This window comes from Cuspidothrix issatschenkoi CHARLIE-1 (assembly GCF_002934005.1).
Lineage (GTDB): Bacteria > Cyanobacteriota > Cyanobacteriia > Cyanobacteriales > Nostocaceae > Cuspidothrix > Cuspidothrix issatschenkoi.
Window position 1 is genome coordinate 22,438 of the sequence record NZ_PGEM01000126.1, and the last position, 17,197, is coordinate 39,634.

Annotated in this window: 13 protein-coding genes and 1 tRNA gene; 9 read left to right on the top strand and 5 right to left on the bottom strand. The window is 36.1% G+C overall.

Annotated elements, in window-relative coordinates; translation table 11 throughout:
- The 6 genes from CUN59_RS16015 (at nucleotide 1) to CUN59_RS16040 (ending at nucleotide 7,882) form a co-directional block, all read left to right on the top strand.
- On the top strand, nucleotides 1–921 hold the full coding sequence (locus CUN59_RS16015) for an NAD(+) kinase (protein WP_104388780.1): 921 nt from the start codon (nucleotides 1–3) through the stop codon (nucleotides 919–921).
- Between the two features lie 559 nt (nucleotides 922–1,480).
- Entirely contained in the window at nucleotides 1,481–2,620 is a 1,140-nt protein-coding gene (gshA, locus tag CUN59_RS16020) for a glutamate--cysteine ligase (RefSeq protein ID WP_104388781.1), read from the top strand.
- A 186-nt stretch (nucleotides 2,621–2,806) separates the two neighbouring features.
- Nucleotides 2,807–3,268 (top strand): tRNA (cytidine(34)-2'-O)-methyltransferase, encoded by a 462-nt coding sequence (locus tag CUN59_RS16025; RefSeq protein ID WP_104388782.1) that lies wholly within the window; start codon nucleotides 2,807–2,809, stop codon nucleotides 3,266–3,268.
- Between the two features lie 804 nt (nucleotides 3,269–4,072).
- On the top strand, nucleotides 4,073–6,412 hold the full coding sequence (locus CUN59_RS16030; protein WP_243406968.1) for a peptidoglycan DD-metalloendopeptidase family protein: 2,340 nt from the start codon (nucleotides 4,073–4,075) through the stop codon (nucleotides 6,410–6,412).
- A gap of 131 nt (nucleotides 6,413–6,543) precedes the next feature.
- Nucleotides 6,544–6,617 (top strand) — tRNA-Met (locus tag CUN59_RS16035).
- 134 nt (nucleotides 6,618–6,751) lie between these two features.
- Nucleotides 6,752–7,882, top strand: a complete 1,131-nt coding sequence (locus CUN59_RS16040) for a tyrosine-type recombinase/integrase (RefSeq protein WP_104388783.1) — start codon at nucleotides 6,752–6,754, stop codon at nucleotides 7,880–7,882.
- Nucleotides 7,883–7,894: 12 nt separating this feature from the next.
- On the opposite strand, the gene CUN59_RS16045 is transcribed toward CUN59_RS16040, so the two are convergent.
- The gene (locus CUN59_RS16045) at nucleotides 7,895–8,143 is read right to left on the bottom strand and encodes a hypothetical protein (RefSeq protein ID WP_104388784.1); all 249 of its coding nucleotides are present in this window, start codon (nucleotides 8,141–8,143) and stop codon (nucleotides 7,895–7,897) included.
- Between the two features lie 95 nt (nucleotides 8,144–8,238).
- On the opposite strand from CUN59_RS16045, the gene CUN59_RS16050 reads away from it, so the two are divergent.
- Nucleotides 8,239–8,934 carry a PDDEXK family nuclease gene (locus CUN59_RS16050; RefSeq protein WP_104388785.1) on the top strand — a complete coding sequence of 232 codons (696 nt, stop codon included), beginning with the start codon at nucleotides 8,239–8,241 and terminating at the stop codon, nucleotides 8,932–8,934.
- Between the two features lie 125 nt (nucleotides 8,935–9,059).
- Nucleotides 9,060–9,251: a hypothetical protein gene (locus CUN59_RS16055; RefSeq protein ID WP_104388786.1), complete on the top strand. Its 192-nt coding sequence runs from the start codon at nucleotides 9,060–9,062 to the stop codon at nucleotides 9,249–9,251.
- 102 nt (nucleotides 9,252–9,353) lie between these two features.
- Here CUN59_RS16055 and CUN59_RS16060 read toward each other — a convergent pair whose 3' ends face one another.
- From CUN59_RS16060 to CUN59_RS21160, 4 genes are all read right to left on the bottom strand, one after another.
- A complete protein-coding gene (locus CUN59_RS16060) occupies nucleotides 9,354–9,632 on the bottom strand; it encodes a hypothetical protein (protein WP_053538208.1) in 279 nt (92 codons plus the stop codon).
- A gap of 180 nt (nucleotides 9,633–9,812) precedes the next feature.
- Nucleotides 9,813–10,274 (bottom strand): hypothetical protein, encoded by a 462-nt coding sequence (locus CUN59_RS16065; RefSeq protein WP_104388787.1) that lies wholly within the window; start codon nucleotides 10,272–10,274, stop codon nucleotides 9,813–9,815.
- Nucleotides 10,275–10,964: 690 nt separating this feature from the next.
- Nucleotides 10,965–12,677, bottom strand: a complete 1,713-nt coding sequence (locus CUN59_RS16070; protein WP_104388788.1) for a hypothetical protein — start codon at nucleotides 12,675–12,677, stop codon at nucleotides 10,965–10,967.
- Between the two features lie 110 nt (nucleotides 12,678–12,787).
- The gene (locus tag CUN59_RS21160) at nucleotides 12,788–13,507 is read right to left on the bottom strand and encodes an antA/AntB antirepressor family protein (protein ID WP_133164037.1); all 720 of its coding nucleotides are present in this window, start codon (nucleotides 13,505–13,507) and stop codon (nucleotides 12,788–12,790) included.
- A gap of 2,223 nt (nucleotides 13,508–15,730) precedes the next feature.
- On the opposite strand from CUN59_RS21160, the gene CUN59_RS16085 reads away from it, so the two are divergent.
- Nucleotides 15,731–17,083: a hypothetical protein gene (locus CUN59_RS16085; RefSeq protein WP_104388790.1), complete on the top strand. Its 1,353-nt coding sequence runs from the start codon at nucleotides 15,731–15,733 to the stop codon at nucleotides 17,081–17,083.
- The last annotated feature ends 114 nt before the right edge of the window (nucleotides 17,084–17,197 follow it).

The following is a 17,197-nucleotide window of genomic DNA, read 5'->3' on the forward strand; positions in this document are numbered from 1 at the left end:
GTGCAACTAAAGCAGGTAATCATTGCTTATAAAGCAAGAGATCCCCAGAGTAAACGCTGGGCTGAACTCTGTGCTAAACAACTAGAAAATCGTCAATGTCAAGTATTGGTGGGACCTAGTGGGCCAAAAGATAACCCCTACCCGGTTTTTTTGGCCTCTGCTAATCAACCAATAGATTTAGCTTTGGTACTCGGTGGTGATGGTACCGTTTTAACCGGCGCTAGACATTTAGCCCCTCTCGGTATCCCCATTCTCGGTGTGAATGTAGGCGGCCATTTAGGATTTTTAACTGAGTCCGTTGATGAGTTTCAAGATCCAGAAATTGTGTGGGACAGACTGTTAGAAGATCATTATGCCATCCAACGGCGGATGATGTTACAAGCAGCGGTATATGAGGGAACTGGCTCAAATTTAGAACCAGTAACAGAGAGTTACTTGGCTTTAAATGAATTTTGTGTCAAACCCGCTTCTGCTGACAGAATGATTACCTCAATTCTGGAAATGGAAATTGATGGTGAAATAGTAGATCAATATGTGGGAGATGGATTAATTATCTCTACTCCCACAGGTTCAACAGGTTATACTGTTTCTGCCAGTGGACCAATTATCCATGATGGCATGGAAGCTATTACCATCACTCCCATTTGCCCGATGAGTCTTTCTAGTCGTCCTCTGGTTTTACCACCTGGTTCTGTGGTCAGTATTTGGCCTTTGGGCGATTATGATTTAAGTACAAAACTCTGGATGGATGGCGTGTTATCTACTTCCATTTGGCCTGGACACCGTGTTGATGTGCGAATGGCTGATTGTCGCGCTAAGTTTATTGTCCTACGGGCAAATAATTCCTATTATCAAACAATTCGGGAAAAATTACTTTGGGCTGGTACAAGGGTTCGCTACAGCAATAATCACCGTAATTGATTTTCATGTATCTTTTCTCAACTTTTTCCCTAGTGCGCCCGTGATGGTAAATTTATTTTCGCCCCCAATTTTAATATATTTGGGGGTTTTTAATATCTATTATCACTGACAATTAAAAGTATGAACTAGGGAAATCTGTATCTTATCACCAGATTTTTTGAGCAGTTACGCTCATAATGAAAAGAATGTCATAACCTGTTGGTATATCTTCATTGTTGATCAAAAATTCATACTTAGGGTTTGCTGAAAAAGTTGTCTGTGAGGAGAGGGAACAGGGAACAGTTTCAAGAGTTGGATGGGAGCTATTTTTCCTTGGTATCAAACTTAAATGCAAGGTTTTCGAGTTTCCACCTCGTAAAAGCTTGCACTCTTTTTACATGAAAACGGCTCAAACCCTTTACCTGTAATCCTTTCATGTTTATTCAGCAAGCCCTACTTATTTTTCTTTAGTTAAAAGATAGACCTTTGGCAACAGTGCTTTTTACAGCAGGGCGCAAAATGCAAAAAATCGTCTTATTAGATACAATTTATTCACATTATAAGAGTTAAGGAGAATTACATGGCTTTATTAAAAGGCTTTGAAATTGAAATGTATACTGGTACGCCTCAAGGTGAAATTGTGGGATTATCTGACAAAATAACCAGGGATTTAGATGGTTTTATGCGTGAACCAGATAGCCGCAATGTGGAATATGTTACGCAGCCATCTAGTAGTTATGAAAATTTGCTCTGTGGGTTGCTGCGTCCGAGAAGGGAATTACGAAATTATCTCCACAGACTCAATAATTATACTTTAATACCGGGGAGTACCTTGTCTTTAGAAGGCAGCGATCACTTTTTTCGTTCTGACCCCACTAATCCCTATCATGACTACATTGAGCAAAATTATGGAACAAAGGTAGTCACTGCCAGCGTACATATTAATATTGGTATCAGTGATCCAGAAGTATTAATGCGTGCTTGTCGGGTAATCCGCATGGAAGCACCTTTATTTCTAGCGATGAGTGCTTCATCTCCTTTCCTCCATGGGAACACCACTGGTTATCATTCTACGCGTTGGGGAATTTTTCCTCAAACTCCCGATCATGTACCTTTATTTGCTAGTCATGATCATCATATTCAATGGGTCAACGAACAGTTAGCCGCAGGAAAAATGCAAAATATCCGCCATTTGTGGGCTTCAGTTCGTCCCAATGGCGATCGCCGTCCTTATGATCTCAATCGTCTAGAATTGCGAATTTGTGATTTAGTCACCGATCCTATTGCATTGTTAGCAATAACAGCCCTATTAGAAGCGCGATTAATCCAAATTATTAAAGACCCAACCATAGATCCTTTAATTCATAGTCCGTTCTCTCCTGAAGAACTAATTACCTTGACTATGAAAAATGAAATGGCCTCTGCTACCGATAGCCTAGATGCTAAATTACAGCGATGGCAAGATGGTAGCACTATTGTAGCTAGAGATTGGATAGCCCAAATCTATCAACAAGTATGGAGTATTGCCAAAGAAGAAGGTTTTAGTTGTTTCCTCTCACCCGTGAACAAAATTCTCCGGGAAGGTAATGAAGCTCAACAATGGTTACAACTACATAAAGTTGGTGTTGATATTCAGCGTGTAATTGCTCAAGCTATAGTGGCAACCCAGGAACGGGAAACTGAACTAGAAAACAAAATATGTTTATCTTTGAGGGAATAGGCAGGGGTGCAGGGGCGAACGGCCGTTCGCCCGCACAACAGTCAACCGTCAACCATCAGGATTAAAAAAACTAATCAATAGAAAATTGTCTCCGTATATAAAAAAAAACTATATATAGCGGCAAGATTTTGGTAGATTTTTAGACAACAATAATTTATTGCATCCATCACAAAGATTCACAAAACAATGCCCCAAGTAGTTTTAGTTCATCCACAAATTCCTCCCAATACCGGTAATATAGCTCGCACTTGTGCCGCTACAGGCACGGAATTACATCTGGTGGGTCCATTAGGATTTGAAATTAGTGATCGCTATCTTAAACGAGCAGGTTTAGATTATTGGCCTTACGTCAAACTTCATTATCATGAATCAATTGAAGCATTTCAAAACGTACATCAACAGCGTGGTGGCAGATGTTTAGGTTTTAGTGTTCGTGGTAACTTTAATTACATTGGTTTTGAATTTCACTCAGACGATTGGCTGTTGTTTGGCAGTGAAACAGCCGGATTACCAGCCAATGTTCTTTCTGATTGCGACTCCACCTTATATATTCCCATGTACGAGCCGGGAGTTCGTAGTTTAAACCTATCAGTCAGCGTGGCCATTAGTTTATTTGAGAGTCGTCGTCAGCTAGGATATTTACAATAATTTATATTCACCAATAAAAATTTCTCATTAAGTATGATAGAAACATATTTATCAGATTAATCACAGGCTGATTTGTATAGCAAAAGTCATTGAATATACAGAAATAACAAAAGCATAGTGATAAATACTGATAAATGACTCTAAGATAGCATAAGAAATTTGTATAGGTATTTTCAGGGTGATTTGGCTACAAAGGATAGATTTTAGTAAATTCTCGCTACTAGATAACAACAGGATAAAACTAGTCAAAACCTTATCATGTAAATGATTTGCGTCACAGTGTATTCTGGTATACAATAAATTAATGCAAAACAGCAGATATTGTGTACGGTTGTCTTTTAGGGAAGAATCAACGTAAAGTCTGCTATTGATAAGACGGATTAGCTCAAAAAATCTTGAAAATGTCTACAGCAGGATTATCGCTGTTTCCGCAAATGTTGCCACTCAAATGCTAAGAAAAAACAATAGAGTTAATCAAGCTATGATATTGGTTTAATTCTAGGATTTCTCAGTCAAATGAGTATCAACGAATGACAACAGCAAACATTCCTGGGTTGTGAGGAGTGACTTAGATAAGACAACATCAAGAAAATTATAAATTTTGCTTAGGTGTGTGAACTTGTCTAAATTACCAGAAGCAGGTTAATCTTACGTAAGTGTCTCTGGTGAATGTGATCTTGATCCGTGGGTTTAAGTGATATCAATCATAAATTAATATCCATCCTCGAAAATCAAGATCAATTAAACGCTAGTGATAATAGGAGGTCGTCTTTGAAACGAGCATTGAAAAAAAGAGAGAAGGCTGTGTTGAACAATACCCCCAGCAGCGATGATGCCCCGGTCGAGCAAACAAATTCAGAGATCAATCCCAAAATGACCCGCCGGGCGCGGACTCATAGAGCCGCCATGATTGGCTTGGCAATATCCATGGGAGCAACCAGCCTTTTGGTGACTCGACAAAGCGATCAAGCCCAAGCAGCGGCTCCTGTTGGCAGTCAAAAAGCAACTTCAATCATTCCATCTGTTGCCGAGACTGAAATGAAATTTGCCGCTACCAGAATGGATTCCCAAACCGTCCCAGTGACAGGCGCGTTTGCTAATCCCTTGGTTTTGGAACCAACAGTAGTTTCACAAGTACCCGGGCTTGAAGCTAAATGGCAAGTTGCAACTAATAGCACAACTGTCGAAGGCACTACATCCAATGTTATTATTCCAACGAACGTAGCTGATACAAACTCTGTTCACTCACAACCCCAGTTAGGACAAGGAGTGAGCAATAGTCCGGTTCAGTCTACATTACCAGCAAATACCCAACTACCTGAAACAACACAACAGTTGTCTCAATCAGAAGGTATTCCTGGCAGCATGATTGCCCCCGAAAAGCTATCAGCAGAAGAATTAGGAAATAATAATGTTGATGCTCAGTTAAAAGCACAGCAAGAATTTGCCCTGTATCGCCTACAGGAAAAATCAAATCGTTTAAGAAATAGCTTAGGACAGTTGAGATCTGAGCAATCTCAAGATTTATTAAAAACTGGTATTAATAAAGCACAGCCCACTACTGTAGCTAAAACATCCATACCAGAATCAACAGATAATATCACTGAGTCCAGCCAGTCCGAGCTTATTTCTAAGTTGAGGCAGAACAGACAATCTGGTGCGACCATACAGCAACAAACGTTGTCTATCCCAGTTTCACCAAAATCTGTCGCCCAATTGCCTGTATCAACCTATGAAGTTAAGCAGGGAGATACACTGGCAGAGATCGCTAATAATCATGGTACTTCGGTCTCAGAATTAGTCAAAGCTAATAATCTGAGTGATCCTAATGAACTCCAAATTAATCAAAGGCTCGTTATTCCTACGGACAACCTGGATAGTTCTAGCACCGCAGATAATTCATCTTTAAAGACTCCCAGCTTAAGAACAGAGTCATTTATTGCTAATTATCCCAGTGTTACAGTTCCTTCTCCTAGAGTAACACAGCAAACAGAACTGAGTGCTACTCCTGAGATTAATAGTGTTACCATCCCCATTCCAGCAGTAACAGGAGAGCCAGAACGGAATTCTGCGCCTAGCATCACTCAACCTATTGCTAAACCCCTGAATGTACCTGCACCAATAGCTGCCGATAAGCAAGCACAGGCTACTATTCCTATTGCTGTACCTCAAGCCTTACCTGCTCCTAATAAATCCTATGGTTTAGGTGGGGAAACTCCACTAGCAAGACCTGTATCAAAGCATGGGTTAGAAAAACCGATGCAAACTGGGTCAAAAATCAAAGGTAATGAGCGTATTCGCAGCTTACAGGTAGAAATTGAGAGATTGCGTCATAAATACCGCACTCAACAAGCTGGTGTAGCTACTACAGATGATGAAAATAATAGTCAGTCTGTACCTCTTGCTATTGACTCAAGCAATAATGCAACTGTAGGTCAAGCAAATGCACTACAGATTCCTGTACCTCAAGCAATATTGCCAGGTTACAGTAATAAACCATCTAAAACTCTAGCTACAGCCTCTCTTCCTAACAGAGAGCCAATTAATCCAGAATTCCTACCTTCTAAAACAGGTGCTGGCTGGAACAATTTCCCCAATTCATCCAGTATTAAGCTAAATGTGCCTCAAGTGCGGATGAATGCTTCTGAGTCTTTGGGCAAAATGCGAGGAAGCGCGGTTTCTCCATCTTTACCACCGATAGCAGCAGTGGATATTAACTTGCCTAAAACCACTGAAGATAATTTTAATTTCCCATCTGATTCTACTACCGGCTACATTTGGCCAGCAAAAGGAGTTCTTACTTCTGGCTATGGCTGGCGCTGGGGAAGAATGCACAGAGGGATTGATATTGCTAACTCAACTGGCACACCCATTTATGCTGCATCTGCCGGTGTAGTAGAGAAGGCTGGCTGGAATAGTGGTGGTTACGGTAATGTTGTGGATATTCGCCATCCTGATGGTAGCTTAACTCGCTATGGACACAACAGCCGAATTTTAGTGCAACCTGGTCAGCAAGTACAGCAAGGTCAGCAAATTGCCGCTATGGGTAGTACAGGTTTCAGCACTGGTCCCCACAGCCATTTTGAAGTTCATCCATCTGGTAAGGGTGCTGTTAACCCTATCGCTTTCTTACCAAATCGTTAATAGTTTCTGAGTGTCTGCTGCAAAGAGGGGGGTAAACTCCCTCTTTTTATTTGGGGTTAAAAAATTTGGAATTTGGGAGTTGTCAGATCCAAATTGCTATGCTATATTAATAAAAGTTGATAAAACAACGCGGCTCAGTAGCTCAGTTGGTTAGAGTACGGGACTCATAAGCCTGGGGTCGTCAGTTCAAATCTGACCTGAGCCATTAAATAAATCTTACTACACAAGGGTTTCAGCTTCTAGTCATCAATAGTGCTAGAGGGCTGAATATTTGTTTTAACCCCCTTTTGACTATTTTTTGACTATGCTTTGCAAACCTAAAATAGTCAAGGAAAGTCAGTGAAAATTGGAATTGAAACCCTTGAAGGTCGTCTTAGATTAAGATTTCCTAGAGCTTTGTTTGCTGGTAGTCAGAAATACTTGTCTTTGAATCTAGCTGACACTGCTGAAAATAAACTGCTTGCAGAGATGAAAGCAAGGCAGATAGAGCTAGATATCATAGCTGGCTATTTTGATCCTACTCTGGCTAAATACAAACCTGACTATGAATCTGCCAAGAAGGAAAAAATATACACTTTACTGGACTTATGGTGTGAGTATGTTAAGTTTAAGAGTAGTCAAGTAGAACAGTCTACTGTTATGAGAGACTATGCACTAATAGAGAAAAGGATTAAAGCACTACCTACTAGCGACATTAAGGATGCAGTGCTAATCAGGAATCATTTACTCAGTAATTATTCTGCTGAAACAACCAAGCGTACTATTAAACAACTTAATGCTTGCTGTAATTGGGCTATCACATCTGGGTTGCTAGAAAGTAACCCCTTCAAAGACCTATCTAAAACCATTAAAACCAAGAGAAAAAATAATACTATTCTTACTTTTAGTCAAGAAGAGATAGCTATTATTATTGATGCTTTTGCTAGTAACAAGTATTGTCCTAAATACTCTCCCTTGGCGCATTCTTACTACACTAACTATATCAGGCTTTTATTTTGTACTGGATGCAGACCTGAAGAAGCTGTAGCTTTGAAATGGAAACATATTAGTTCAACCCATATCACATTTGCTGAGGCTGTACCTTCTGATGTCAGGATAAGGAAAGACACAAAGACTCACCAAATTAGATTGTTTCCTATCAATAGTCAACTGAGAGAACTTTTGAATGATATTGGGTATGAAGAAGCTGAGAAATTACTTTTCTATAATCGCAATGGTAGAGAGCTAAATACTCATAACTTTCTCAATAGAGTATGGAAACCAGTATTAACTAATTTAGTCAATGATAAATTGATTAGATATTATTTACCTCAATATAACTGTCGTCACACTTTTATCACTCTATGTTTGGAGGCAGGTATTAGTGTTAAACAAGTTGCTGATATGGTGGGTAATTCTCCTGAAGTAATCTACAAGCATTATTCAGGAGTAATCAAACATCTTGAAGTTCCAGAAATATTTTACAAATAAATTATTACTGGCTTATACACTACTTCTTTTCTTTTTCTCCTTTGCTATTTCTTTTTTAATTTTCTTGCTTAGTTTATCAATTTCTGAATCAAACTTTTCTTGCATATCAGGTAAAGAATTAAGGATGGCTTCTAAAACTTCTACCTTTTGACCTTCTTGCTCCTCTGCAAATGCTTTTTGCATTGCAGTATTCCAAGCAGTTATCAAGTCTGGTAGGGTTGAAAATACTATGTTAATTTCATTTTTGATTGGTATTGGCATTGTTGAATACCTAAATAATAAAGGTTGATTATTTCCATTATAGAACTAAAAACTTAATTGGAATAACCTGATTTAAGTAATTTAAAAAAATCACCATGACTGACTCAATAGATATAAATCAGTTGATTTTAGAGAAACATCCTAATGCAGATAAATCAATTTTAAATAGGTTGAGATTATTAATTGAAAAGCATAAACTTAAGTGGATTATCTTTGAAGAAGAAGTAACTTTTGTTATGAAACATATTTGTGAAGCTAAGGGGTTAGAATTAAATGACTTTGCCAAAAACTATGTTATTGGTAGGGAGTATTATCTTCATGGAAAGGTTACTAAATTAGAGGGGAAAAGTCTAAAAATCTTTAAAGATAGCTTTAATAAAAAGTATGGAAGATATTTTCATAAAGCTAGAAGTTTATGGGTGGCTAATTATTTAGGAGCTTATATTTATCTGGATGATTGTTGCTTGGATAATCCTAAAATGTATTTTATAGAAATTGATATTGAGCGAGAGTACAGAGCTAGGTATGGTGGAAATAGGCAGCAGAAATTAAGAAAAGGTAGAGTTGATCTAGTTAGTGGAGATGAGATAATAGAATTTAAAAAAGATATTATAGACTGTAATGCGGTAGGACAATTACTAAGATACCTGAAGAGTTGTAATAAAATTAAAGGTAAATTAGTGGCTCTACAGATTCATTCAGATGCGTTAGGTTTAATAGCAACATTAAATAATTCAGGTTTTGATATTAGTTATGAAAAAGTTATTTTATATCTTGATAAAAGCAACTGAGTAAAATACAAATTTTGTTTATACTGAGTATATGTCTGTATATGTATTTCAGTAGTTATTCTGTAAAGAATGGGCTACTAAAAAGTTATTCTGAAATAGAAGTCTTGAAATTAAATACTAAGTGAATGGCAAATAATAATGCAGGTGGAGTAATTGGGACTATTCTTGCTCTTGTGATAATGGGAAGTTTTAAGTCTTGCATGAGAGGGATGTATAGCCCTAATAATAATACATTCCATCCTCCATCTAGTTTTGATGAACAGCGTGAAGCAGACCGACAGTATCACAGAAGGAGGGGAGTTACACCATCTTATTAGTAGCAGATATCTCTATCGGCAAATATGGTAAATGGTGACTTGATGAGCAGCTAATCTTGTAGTTGACTCATCAAGTTTTTGATGTGAATGGGGGCTGAGGGTTTAAGATTCTGCTATTTCTTTAATTTTCTGCATTAAGTCTTGCTTGGTGCTAATTTCCTCCCTTGAAATTACCTCTATTCTGTATGCAACATACAAATCTTCAAAAGCTTCTTCAAGCGTGTTTTTTACAGAATCAAGTTTACTTACAAATTGTTGATCATCATCATTATGTACAGTAAAATTCTCACCATAAGGCATTGAATTTAAAGCCCCATCTACTGATAGGTAGGAGCTATATAATTTTTTGATTGCTTCTTTTCTTGCTTCTTGAGCCTTCATAATTACACACTTGGTTAATTGATTACAGTGGGATTGTATACCATTAACTAGGTGATATTGTTCACTCTAGTGCGATCGCTCCCTATTGAGAACTCTAATGGTAAATGGTGAATTGATAAGTCAGCTAATCTAATAGTTGATTTATCAGGTTTTTGATGTGAGAGGGGTAACTAATGTTGTTTACTTACCCATTCTTTTCAATTTCTCTTGTACCTTGTCAAGTTCACTGACTGTTCTAAATTGAGGTTTAGTAATATTTCCATGTGTAGAAGATTTATTGACATCTGTTTCTACTGGCTGCTCTGTCCCTGTAGGCTTAATAGAGTTTTCTTGCTCTGACATAAGGTATTTTTCTACTAAGTCTAGATCACATTCAGGGGAACCTTCTTCAATGTGATTCCAGAGGAGTACATTATCAATCATACCTATATCAACTATATGTTTTAGAATATATCCACACATTGTAGACAAACTCTCACTATGGTCTGGGCTTATATAGTCTGAGTCTCTATATATAACATTACATTCACTTAATGCCCAAACATCCCCTAGTAACTTATATGCTTGGTATAGTTTGCTGATAGCTTCTCTTCGTGCTTCTACTCCAGTAAGCATTTTATCTTCCACAATCTCATTAGTCATAATCCACACCTGCTTAAATACCTACCCACAATAAGGTATCCTATACCTCAAGTCAATGATTCAGGTCACTATAATGCGATCGCTTTGTAAATGCTTACCATTTGATTACTGAAGGATAACTGCTTTGTTGGGAAGTGAGTCTACCAATATTTTATGGTGTAAATAGTCTATTTTTAAATGTTAAAACGATAGAATTTAAAATGGCTGTAATCATTATATATAGAGGGTTACAGCCATTATTACTATCTATATTTAACAACCTATAAGGGGGCTTACCTTGCCTTCTGTCTCTTGTTTTCCATCTGACTCTCTGCCTTTTGACTAACTATCTTTTATCTTACCTACTCTTTTACCTTCTTTTATACTAACTTTATCTAAAAAAATATACTTACTATTTATTTAACATACAAATATACTAAATATACTTAATTTATACTTTAAAACGATAGAATTTAAAATGGCTGTAACCCTTATGTGAAAAGAGATATAGCCATTATTACTATCTATATTTAACAACCTATAAGGGGGTTTTCCTTGTCTGCTGACTCATTATCTACCTAACTTTTCCTTACCTGTTTATCTGACTTACCTGCTTCTGACTTATTTATCTGGCTTTCTGATTTCTTACCTTACCTGTTTACTTGTTAAAAAAAATAAAATAAAAAATTTACTTACCATACTTACTGATTTCTAATCACTTATGCTTTCTTCCCAGTCATACTCAGTACCATCATCTTCTTCCATCAACTCTTCTATTTCAGTTAAATCAAAAGGTTTCTCCTCCAATGTTGGGGTTTTAAGACCAGACATTTCAGCAGCCTTCCTTACAGCTTCATCAGGTATAGTACCTATACAAATCAAACCATCATGCTCATTTGCAATTACCTTATAGTCATAGTTAACACTTTGATTAGTCAGTGCATGAATAAATGCGGCTTCCTGACCTTGCATTACAAATGCTGCCACTTTTGATTTTACCTTCCATACTTTATATTTAGCTTGTAAATCATCTATACAAAGCTCTTTTCCAGTAGGATTTTTTATGTACTTCTTACCACTTTTACCTGCATAAGCTACTGCTGGAACCCATTTATTTAGTAACCAATCATGCCATATATCTAGCTGTACTTTTAGTGGTTTTACACATTCTAGGAACTTTGTTTGATAATTAACCAGTAATTCTAAGTCACCATCTGCTTCATCTTCCAATGTATCTAAAATACTATTTAAAGGTTTACCACCTTCTTCTAGTAGAGCATCCAGTTTACTTTTTACTTTACTAGGAGAAGTTGTATAAGCACCAAAAAGTAAGGCACATAGACAAGTCTTCCAACAATCTACACTAATACCTACTTTAGCTGCATACTCTTTTTTAGCATTAGGGTTATCCCTATATTGAACCAACCATGTAGTATCTAAATTAGCTAACTCAAACTGTTGAATTAACCCATTAATTTGAGAAGCTTTGAGGTCATAATTCTTTAAGTTTTTTATACCTTTGTAAGCTGCTGCCTTAGCTCTTCTGGAAGCTGATTGCAATCCTCCTTTCATTTGGCTAACTCTCCCTGCTGGTTGAACTTTATAAGCTGGTTTGTAAACATATATACCTGGAGCTATCTCTTTAGGATTTTGACCTGTAATTGACCCAATAGAGTGATGATCATTTATAAGTCGGCATTTAGCACTTTTATACCTTTTAAGAGCTAATTTCTTTGCCTCCTCAGTTGAAATCTCATCTGCTGCAATCCTATCATACTCAGCTTTTAAAGATAATCTGGCTGCATTTAAATCTTTTATATGGGAATTAACAGCAGCTAGATTAAAGTAACCTTCCTTGATTAAATCAAGTGCTGAAGTAATTAATTCAGGCTCCTCATTACCATTCTCATCAAATTTTTGGTGACCTAATGCTACATTAGATGCCCTTCCTGTAAAAGCATTATATCTTTTTACTTTAACTAGTTGTTCAAGTTCTAAAAACCCTCTTTCAAAGAATTCATCAAATATAAACTCAGGAATTTTAAACTCTCTAGATAACCCTTGAGCATGAGAATAGGTACTAACTTCTAGTAAACCTTTATCAACAAACTTAATCCAAGAAGACTTGGGTATATTTTCTCTAATAAACAAAGCAGATATAGGTATCCACTCACCCTTCTTCTTTTTTAAACTTGCAATGGTACTTACTATTAAGTGGCAGTAAAGTTTTCTATTATCTTCAATCTCCTTTTCAATTAACTTAACACTTTTCTTCTTACCAGTTTTCTCATTTACCTCTTCAATCTCTATTAAATCCAGTTTTTCATCAATAAAATCCAATTGAGATTTAATAACTTTGAGATGGTCTGAAATGTAAGCTCCAGAAGAGGATTGAGCATTAAATATTTTGTTATTTTTAGGCATATCTAGTATATTAATTGTAGTAAATGTAATTATGTAGTATGATATGTGTATATTAATTCAGGTAAATTCAAAAAGAGAGAAGTTTTTAGGCTGCTTCTCTCTCCTTTTAATTATGCAGCTTCAGATTCTAGATAATGGATTTCTAATTCCCTGGTTTGTAGAAGTTGCAAATTAAAAGCAGCCTCTACAGCTTTCATTGGTTCCATATTTCTACCATCAATCAATCTTACAGCTAGGTTTTCAACACACTCTACGTCTCTTAAATCAATCAGAGACATTGCATCTCTAGGATTAGTAGCCCCTAATATTTGTTTCAGTTTTTGAGCATTATGTCCAAAAAGTAACTTGTACAATCTATCTGTAGCATTTTTATAAAGCCACTTTCCCTTATTGGTTTTACTAAGATTATGCCTGGTTATGTAATCAGAAACAGCATCAGTAAATGTTCTTCTGGTAAATTTGGTAGAGGCTCTTAACTTTTGATTTTTCTCTTGACTCAACAGAAGTTTTACGTGACGCTCACACTCTAGAAAATACTTTCTAACTTCTTTGCCTCTTTGAGTACCAGCCATCATAGATAACTGCTTGAAACAGTCAACTGTTAAGTAAATATCTTCAGTTGGTCTACCACCCAAAGGGTTTTCCTTATTATTCAGGAAAACCTGAAAATCATAATTTTCCTCAAAGTTTGCTACTAAAACCTTCTTAGCATTATCCTTTCTAGAATAACCAATCCAGTTCCAAGCCACATCAAAGTGTACTGGATATTCTGAAGGGGATTCAGCTAAAGTTTGAATCTGTATTTTTAAAGCCTTGGTTAAATTTGTCATATTAGTTTAGTTCATTTAATAAATTTATTGATTTGAGTAGTTTCCCTTGGGTATAGGAAACTATAGCTGAATGATTAAGATAATTGAAGTTGATACTCTTCCAAATAATTCTTAACTGCTAGTCTGATGATGTCTGCTTTGTCTAACCCTTTTCTATCAGCTACTTTTTGAAGTTGCTCATTGTGACCTTTGTACAGTCGGATTGATGTAATCTTATCTAATTGCATATTTAAAATAGTGGGATTTCTTTATACTCTAAATATACCACTAAAAGAATCTCTGGTCAATATATAAACCTGTATTAAATAGGCAATTCATAAATGCACCCCCTCAATAAAACACTATATATAACTGACCTATAAGAAGGAATAGATAGAAGACTTTAAAACTTGGTAAACTGTAATTTTCACAAAACTTAGTAACAGACAACTGATTGATTTGTCTAACAATTAGCAATCTGTTTCAGATAATTGATTGTTCAAACTGAAGCGTTAGAAAACTGAATGAAAGCTGATTAATTGTCAACTCATAAACAGAAATCTATTTGAAAAGATTTAAAAACAGAACCCTGATTGTGGAAACTAGAGTTCAGAAAATTAGATTTAGAATTTTCAAGTGCAGCAGTCTAAACACAGAAAACTTGTAGCATTTGTAGTATATATCACGACAGCTATCACATATAGCAAGCTTATTCTACTAGCAATGTCAAAGTTGGTTTGATTTAGCTTTTTTAAATGCTGTCAACTGCTAGGCTAATTCAATTAAGAGTAATTTATCCTGATCACTAATGAACAAGTATATGATAGCAAGCTCAATGTGGACATGACTCAAATAGCACCCTCTATTAGAGCTATAAATACATCTAAAGTCTTTAAAGTTCTTTGGGTACAGTTGCAAAATTGCTATGAGCTGATAATGTGCTATACCTACCCACCTAGCTACGTCACCAAAATGTATTCTCCAACCATCACAAAACTCAAAGGTTAGCTGCATGATAGTAAAAATTAAATATTTAATACTATACAGCTAGTCTTAATTAGACTGGTAGACTATACTAACAAGCAATAGAAGACTTAACAAGATTATATACATAAGCATACTTATAAAACAAGTGTAGTTTTTTGTAAGTAATTAACTACAAAATTTTATAAACTTAGGGAGTAGGCTGTCTGTTCAGAAGACAACTTTAAAAATAAAAAGGTGAACTTTTATTAAATATTTAACTATTGCTGTCTGTCATAATTTCCCTTCAGTGAGTGAAGTGTATTTAACTCAGTGTGAGAGGACAACCTGGCGACCACTTAAGCTTTTAGTCCTGTTGATAAGTGAAGCATAGATGTCTTAACAGTGAGAAGCTAACCATGTGACTACTGAAGCCTATTAGCTCAGTTGGTGAGTGACAAGAGATACCTAACAGTGAGATGCTAAACAGTCTCTTACAGAAAAAAGAATGAAGCGTGACCACTGATAAACTTAGGGAGTATACTCCAGCACTTCTCCACTTACTAACACAGTTAACTCAGTTCACTCTCCATCTGGTAAGGGTACTAACATATAGCTTTCCCAACTTACCGGAGTAGTGTAGCATACAGGTACTAACACAAGGCTTTCTCTGTATACTATTCACTGAGTTAAAGCGTTCAGTGGAGTCATCAGCAACACCATAGTTTAAACATTCTCCTAGCCTCAAGGGCTATCTTGGAGTTGTTACAGTCCTATGGTGACATTATGGCTTAAACATTCTCCTAGCCTCAAGGGCTATCTTGGAGTTGTTACAGTTCCATAATGGTAATCAGGCAGAATAAAGACCGTACACAATCCCACAAGGGGCAGAATAAGTCTCGCACACAATCCTGATTACTACTTACAGGCTAATTTGCATCAGTAAATAAGTATTCAACCAAGCTAATCAGACTCCTAAGAGTTTTTCACTTAATTAAACACAATCACAGTAGTCGGATCTTTAAAGACCTTTCCTGTAATAATTACTGATGAGTTCACCTGTTGATTGCTGGACATCATAAATAGGGTAGCATATAGCTACCCTAATTTACTTGTTATGTGCAGAAAACTTTACAAACCCTCCCGCCATTAGTCACCTGCCCCATACCCCCAGAAGCAGACACATATATTTAACCAACCATCTATACTTCTTATCATTGATCCCACTTTCCATTAGTTCATTTAATGTATATAATAAACATAAGTAAACTTTTATTTTAGATGGCTACAAAACAAGAACTGCTAGATGCTTATAAGGGAATTAATCCTGCTAACACTAGAGAATTACCAGTTAAAATTATTCAGCTAATAGTAGAGCAAATTAAATCATTTCTATTAGGTGATAGCTATCAAAAGAAAATAAAACTTTTAGCTATCAATCCTGAGCAACAAGCAAATTTAAATTTACAATTAGAGCAGATTAAACTTTATAGTCTATTACAGGATGTTTACCTAGATGTACCTGTTTATGGAGAAACTTATATTGAGGTTTCTGAAGGTAAGCTGCGTCATATTAGAACAATTGATGTTGATGACATAAAAGTTGATCCTCTTGACCCATTAAAAGTTGTTTATCTAAAGGAATCAAGAGAGATTTATGATGCTGTTAATAACAAGTATGTCAAGGTAAAAGTAGAACATTATCTGACTCTATCCGTAGAGAATCAGACTACACTAGACTTATTTAATCTTCCTGATTATAAATATTTTGTTAAAGTTGGTGATGCTGAACCTGTAGAAATGGGTGATCACATTCCTATAGTTAGGTTAGTGAATTCCTTAGATGGACGCACTGCTCAGTCTGCTATTGAAAGATTGATTCATTTACAGCTTGAATATAATGAAGTCAGGTCAAGAATTAATTTAAATGGTAAACATCATAAACCTCAAGTTTTTACAATTGGAACTTCTGCACCTGCGATTATAGGCAGAACAAATTCAAGTCAACTTGAGAGTGTAGAGTCAGCTACAGGGTCAGCAGCTTTCCAAACAGCATTTACTTCTGATGCTGCTAGTATTTTACATTTACCTATTTCTAATGCTGCTGCTGAATTGGGTATAACTCCTAAGATTGGTTACTTGCAACCAGTAGATAGCCCATACTTAGAACGTCAAAGATTAATCATTTTACAAGACATTTATTCTTTAACTGGAGTAATGCTTTTAGAACTACAGAATGCTAGGTCAGCTTCTAGTTCATCTTCTCTTAGTGTCCTATATGAACCACTACAGAGAGCAACATTAAGTAGAGCTAACTATTTAATTTCAGCTATCAAAACCATATTCCTAGAGTTAGGTATTGACATTCCTTTTAGGGTGGAATTACCTGACATGATGCCTAGAGATTTACAAGATAAGAAACTGCAAATTGAAGCTGTTAGACATAAGTTAATTTCTAGGAAGAGATACCTGGTTGAAGTTGAAGGGTTAACTGAAGAAGAAGCATTAAAAGAACTTGAACAGCTAGATGCAGAAAAGGGATTAAATATTCAGTATTCTGCTGCTTTAACTGACTCTAAAGATCAACCTAATATTGATGAGAAAACCCTATTTGAAGAAAGTGTAATTAATTAAATATGAGTGAACAGCAAGAACAAACACAGGAATTAGATTTAGGTTTAGAAACAATCATACCCCCTGCTATTGAAATTGACTATGAAGGAGCATTAGCAGTAAACCAAAAAGTTT

Excerpts from the sequence above, each read along its gene's own strand:
- gshA (WP_104388781.1), top strand. The coding sequence starts at position 1,481 with ATGGCTTTATTAAAAGGCTTTGAAATTGAAATGTATACTGGTACGCCT.
- CUN59_RS16025 (WP_104388782.1), top strand. The coding sequence starts at position 2,807 with ATGCCCCAAGTAGTTTTAGTTCATCCACAAATTCCTCCCAATACCGGT.
- CUN59_RS16045 (WP_104388784.1), bottom strand. The coding sequence starts at position 8,143 with ATGCCAATACCAATCAAAAATGAAATTAACATAGTATTTTCAACCCTA.
- CUN59_RS16050 (WP_104388785.1), top strand. The coding sequence starts at position 8,239 with ATGACTGACTCAATAGATATAAATCAGTTGATTTTAGAGAAACATCCT.
- CUN59_RS16055 (WP_104388786.1), top strand. The coding sequence starts at position 9,060 with ATGGCAAATAATAATGCAGGTGGAGTAATTGGGACTATTCTTGCTCTT.
- CUN59_RS16060 (WP_053538208.1), bottom strand. The coding sequence starts at position 9,632 with ATGAAGGCTCAAGAAGCAAGAAAAGAAGCAATCAAAAAATTATATAGC.
- CUN59_RS16065 (WP_104388787.1), bottom strand. The coding sequence starts at position 10,274 with ATGACTAATGAGATTGTGGAAGATAAAATGCTTACTGGAGTAGAAGCA.
- CUN59_RS16070 (WP_104388788.1), bottom strand. The coding sequence starts at position 12,677 with ATGCCTAAAAATAACAAAATATTTAATGCTCAATCCTCTTCTGGAGCT.
- CUN59_RS21160 (WP_133164037.1), bottom strand. The coding sequence starts at position 13,507 with ATGACAAATTTAACCAAGGCTTTAAAAATACAGATTCAAACTTTAGCT.
- CUN59_RS16085 (WP_104388790.1), top strand. The coding sequence starts at position 15,731 with ATGGCTACAAAACAAGAACTGCTAGATGCTTATAAGGGAATTAATCCT.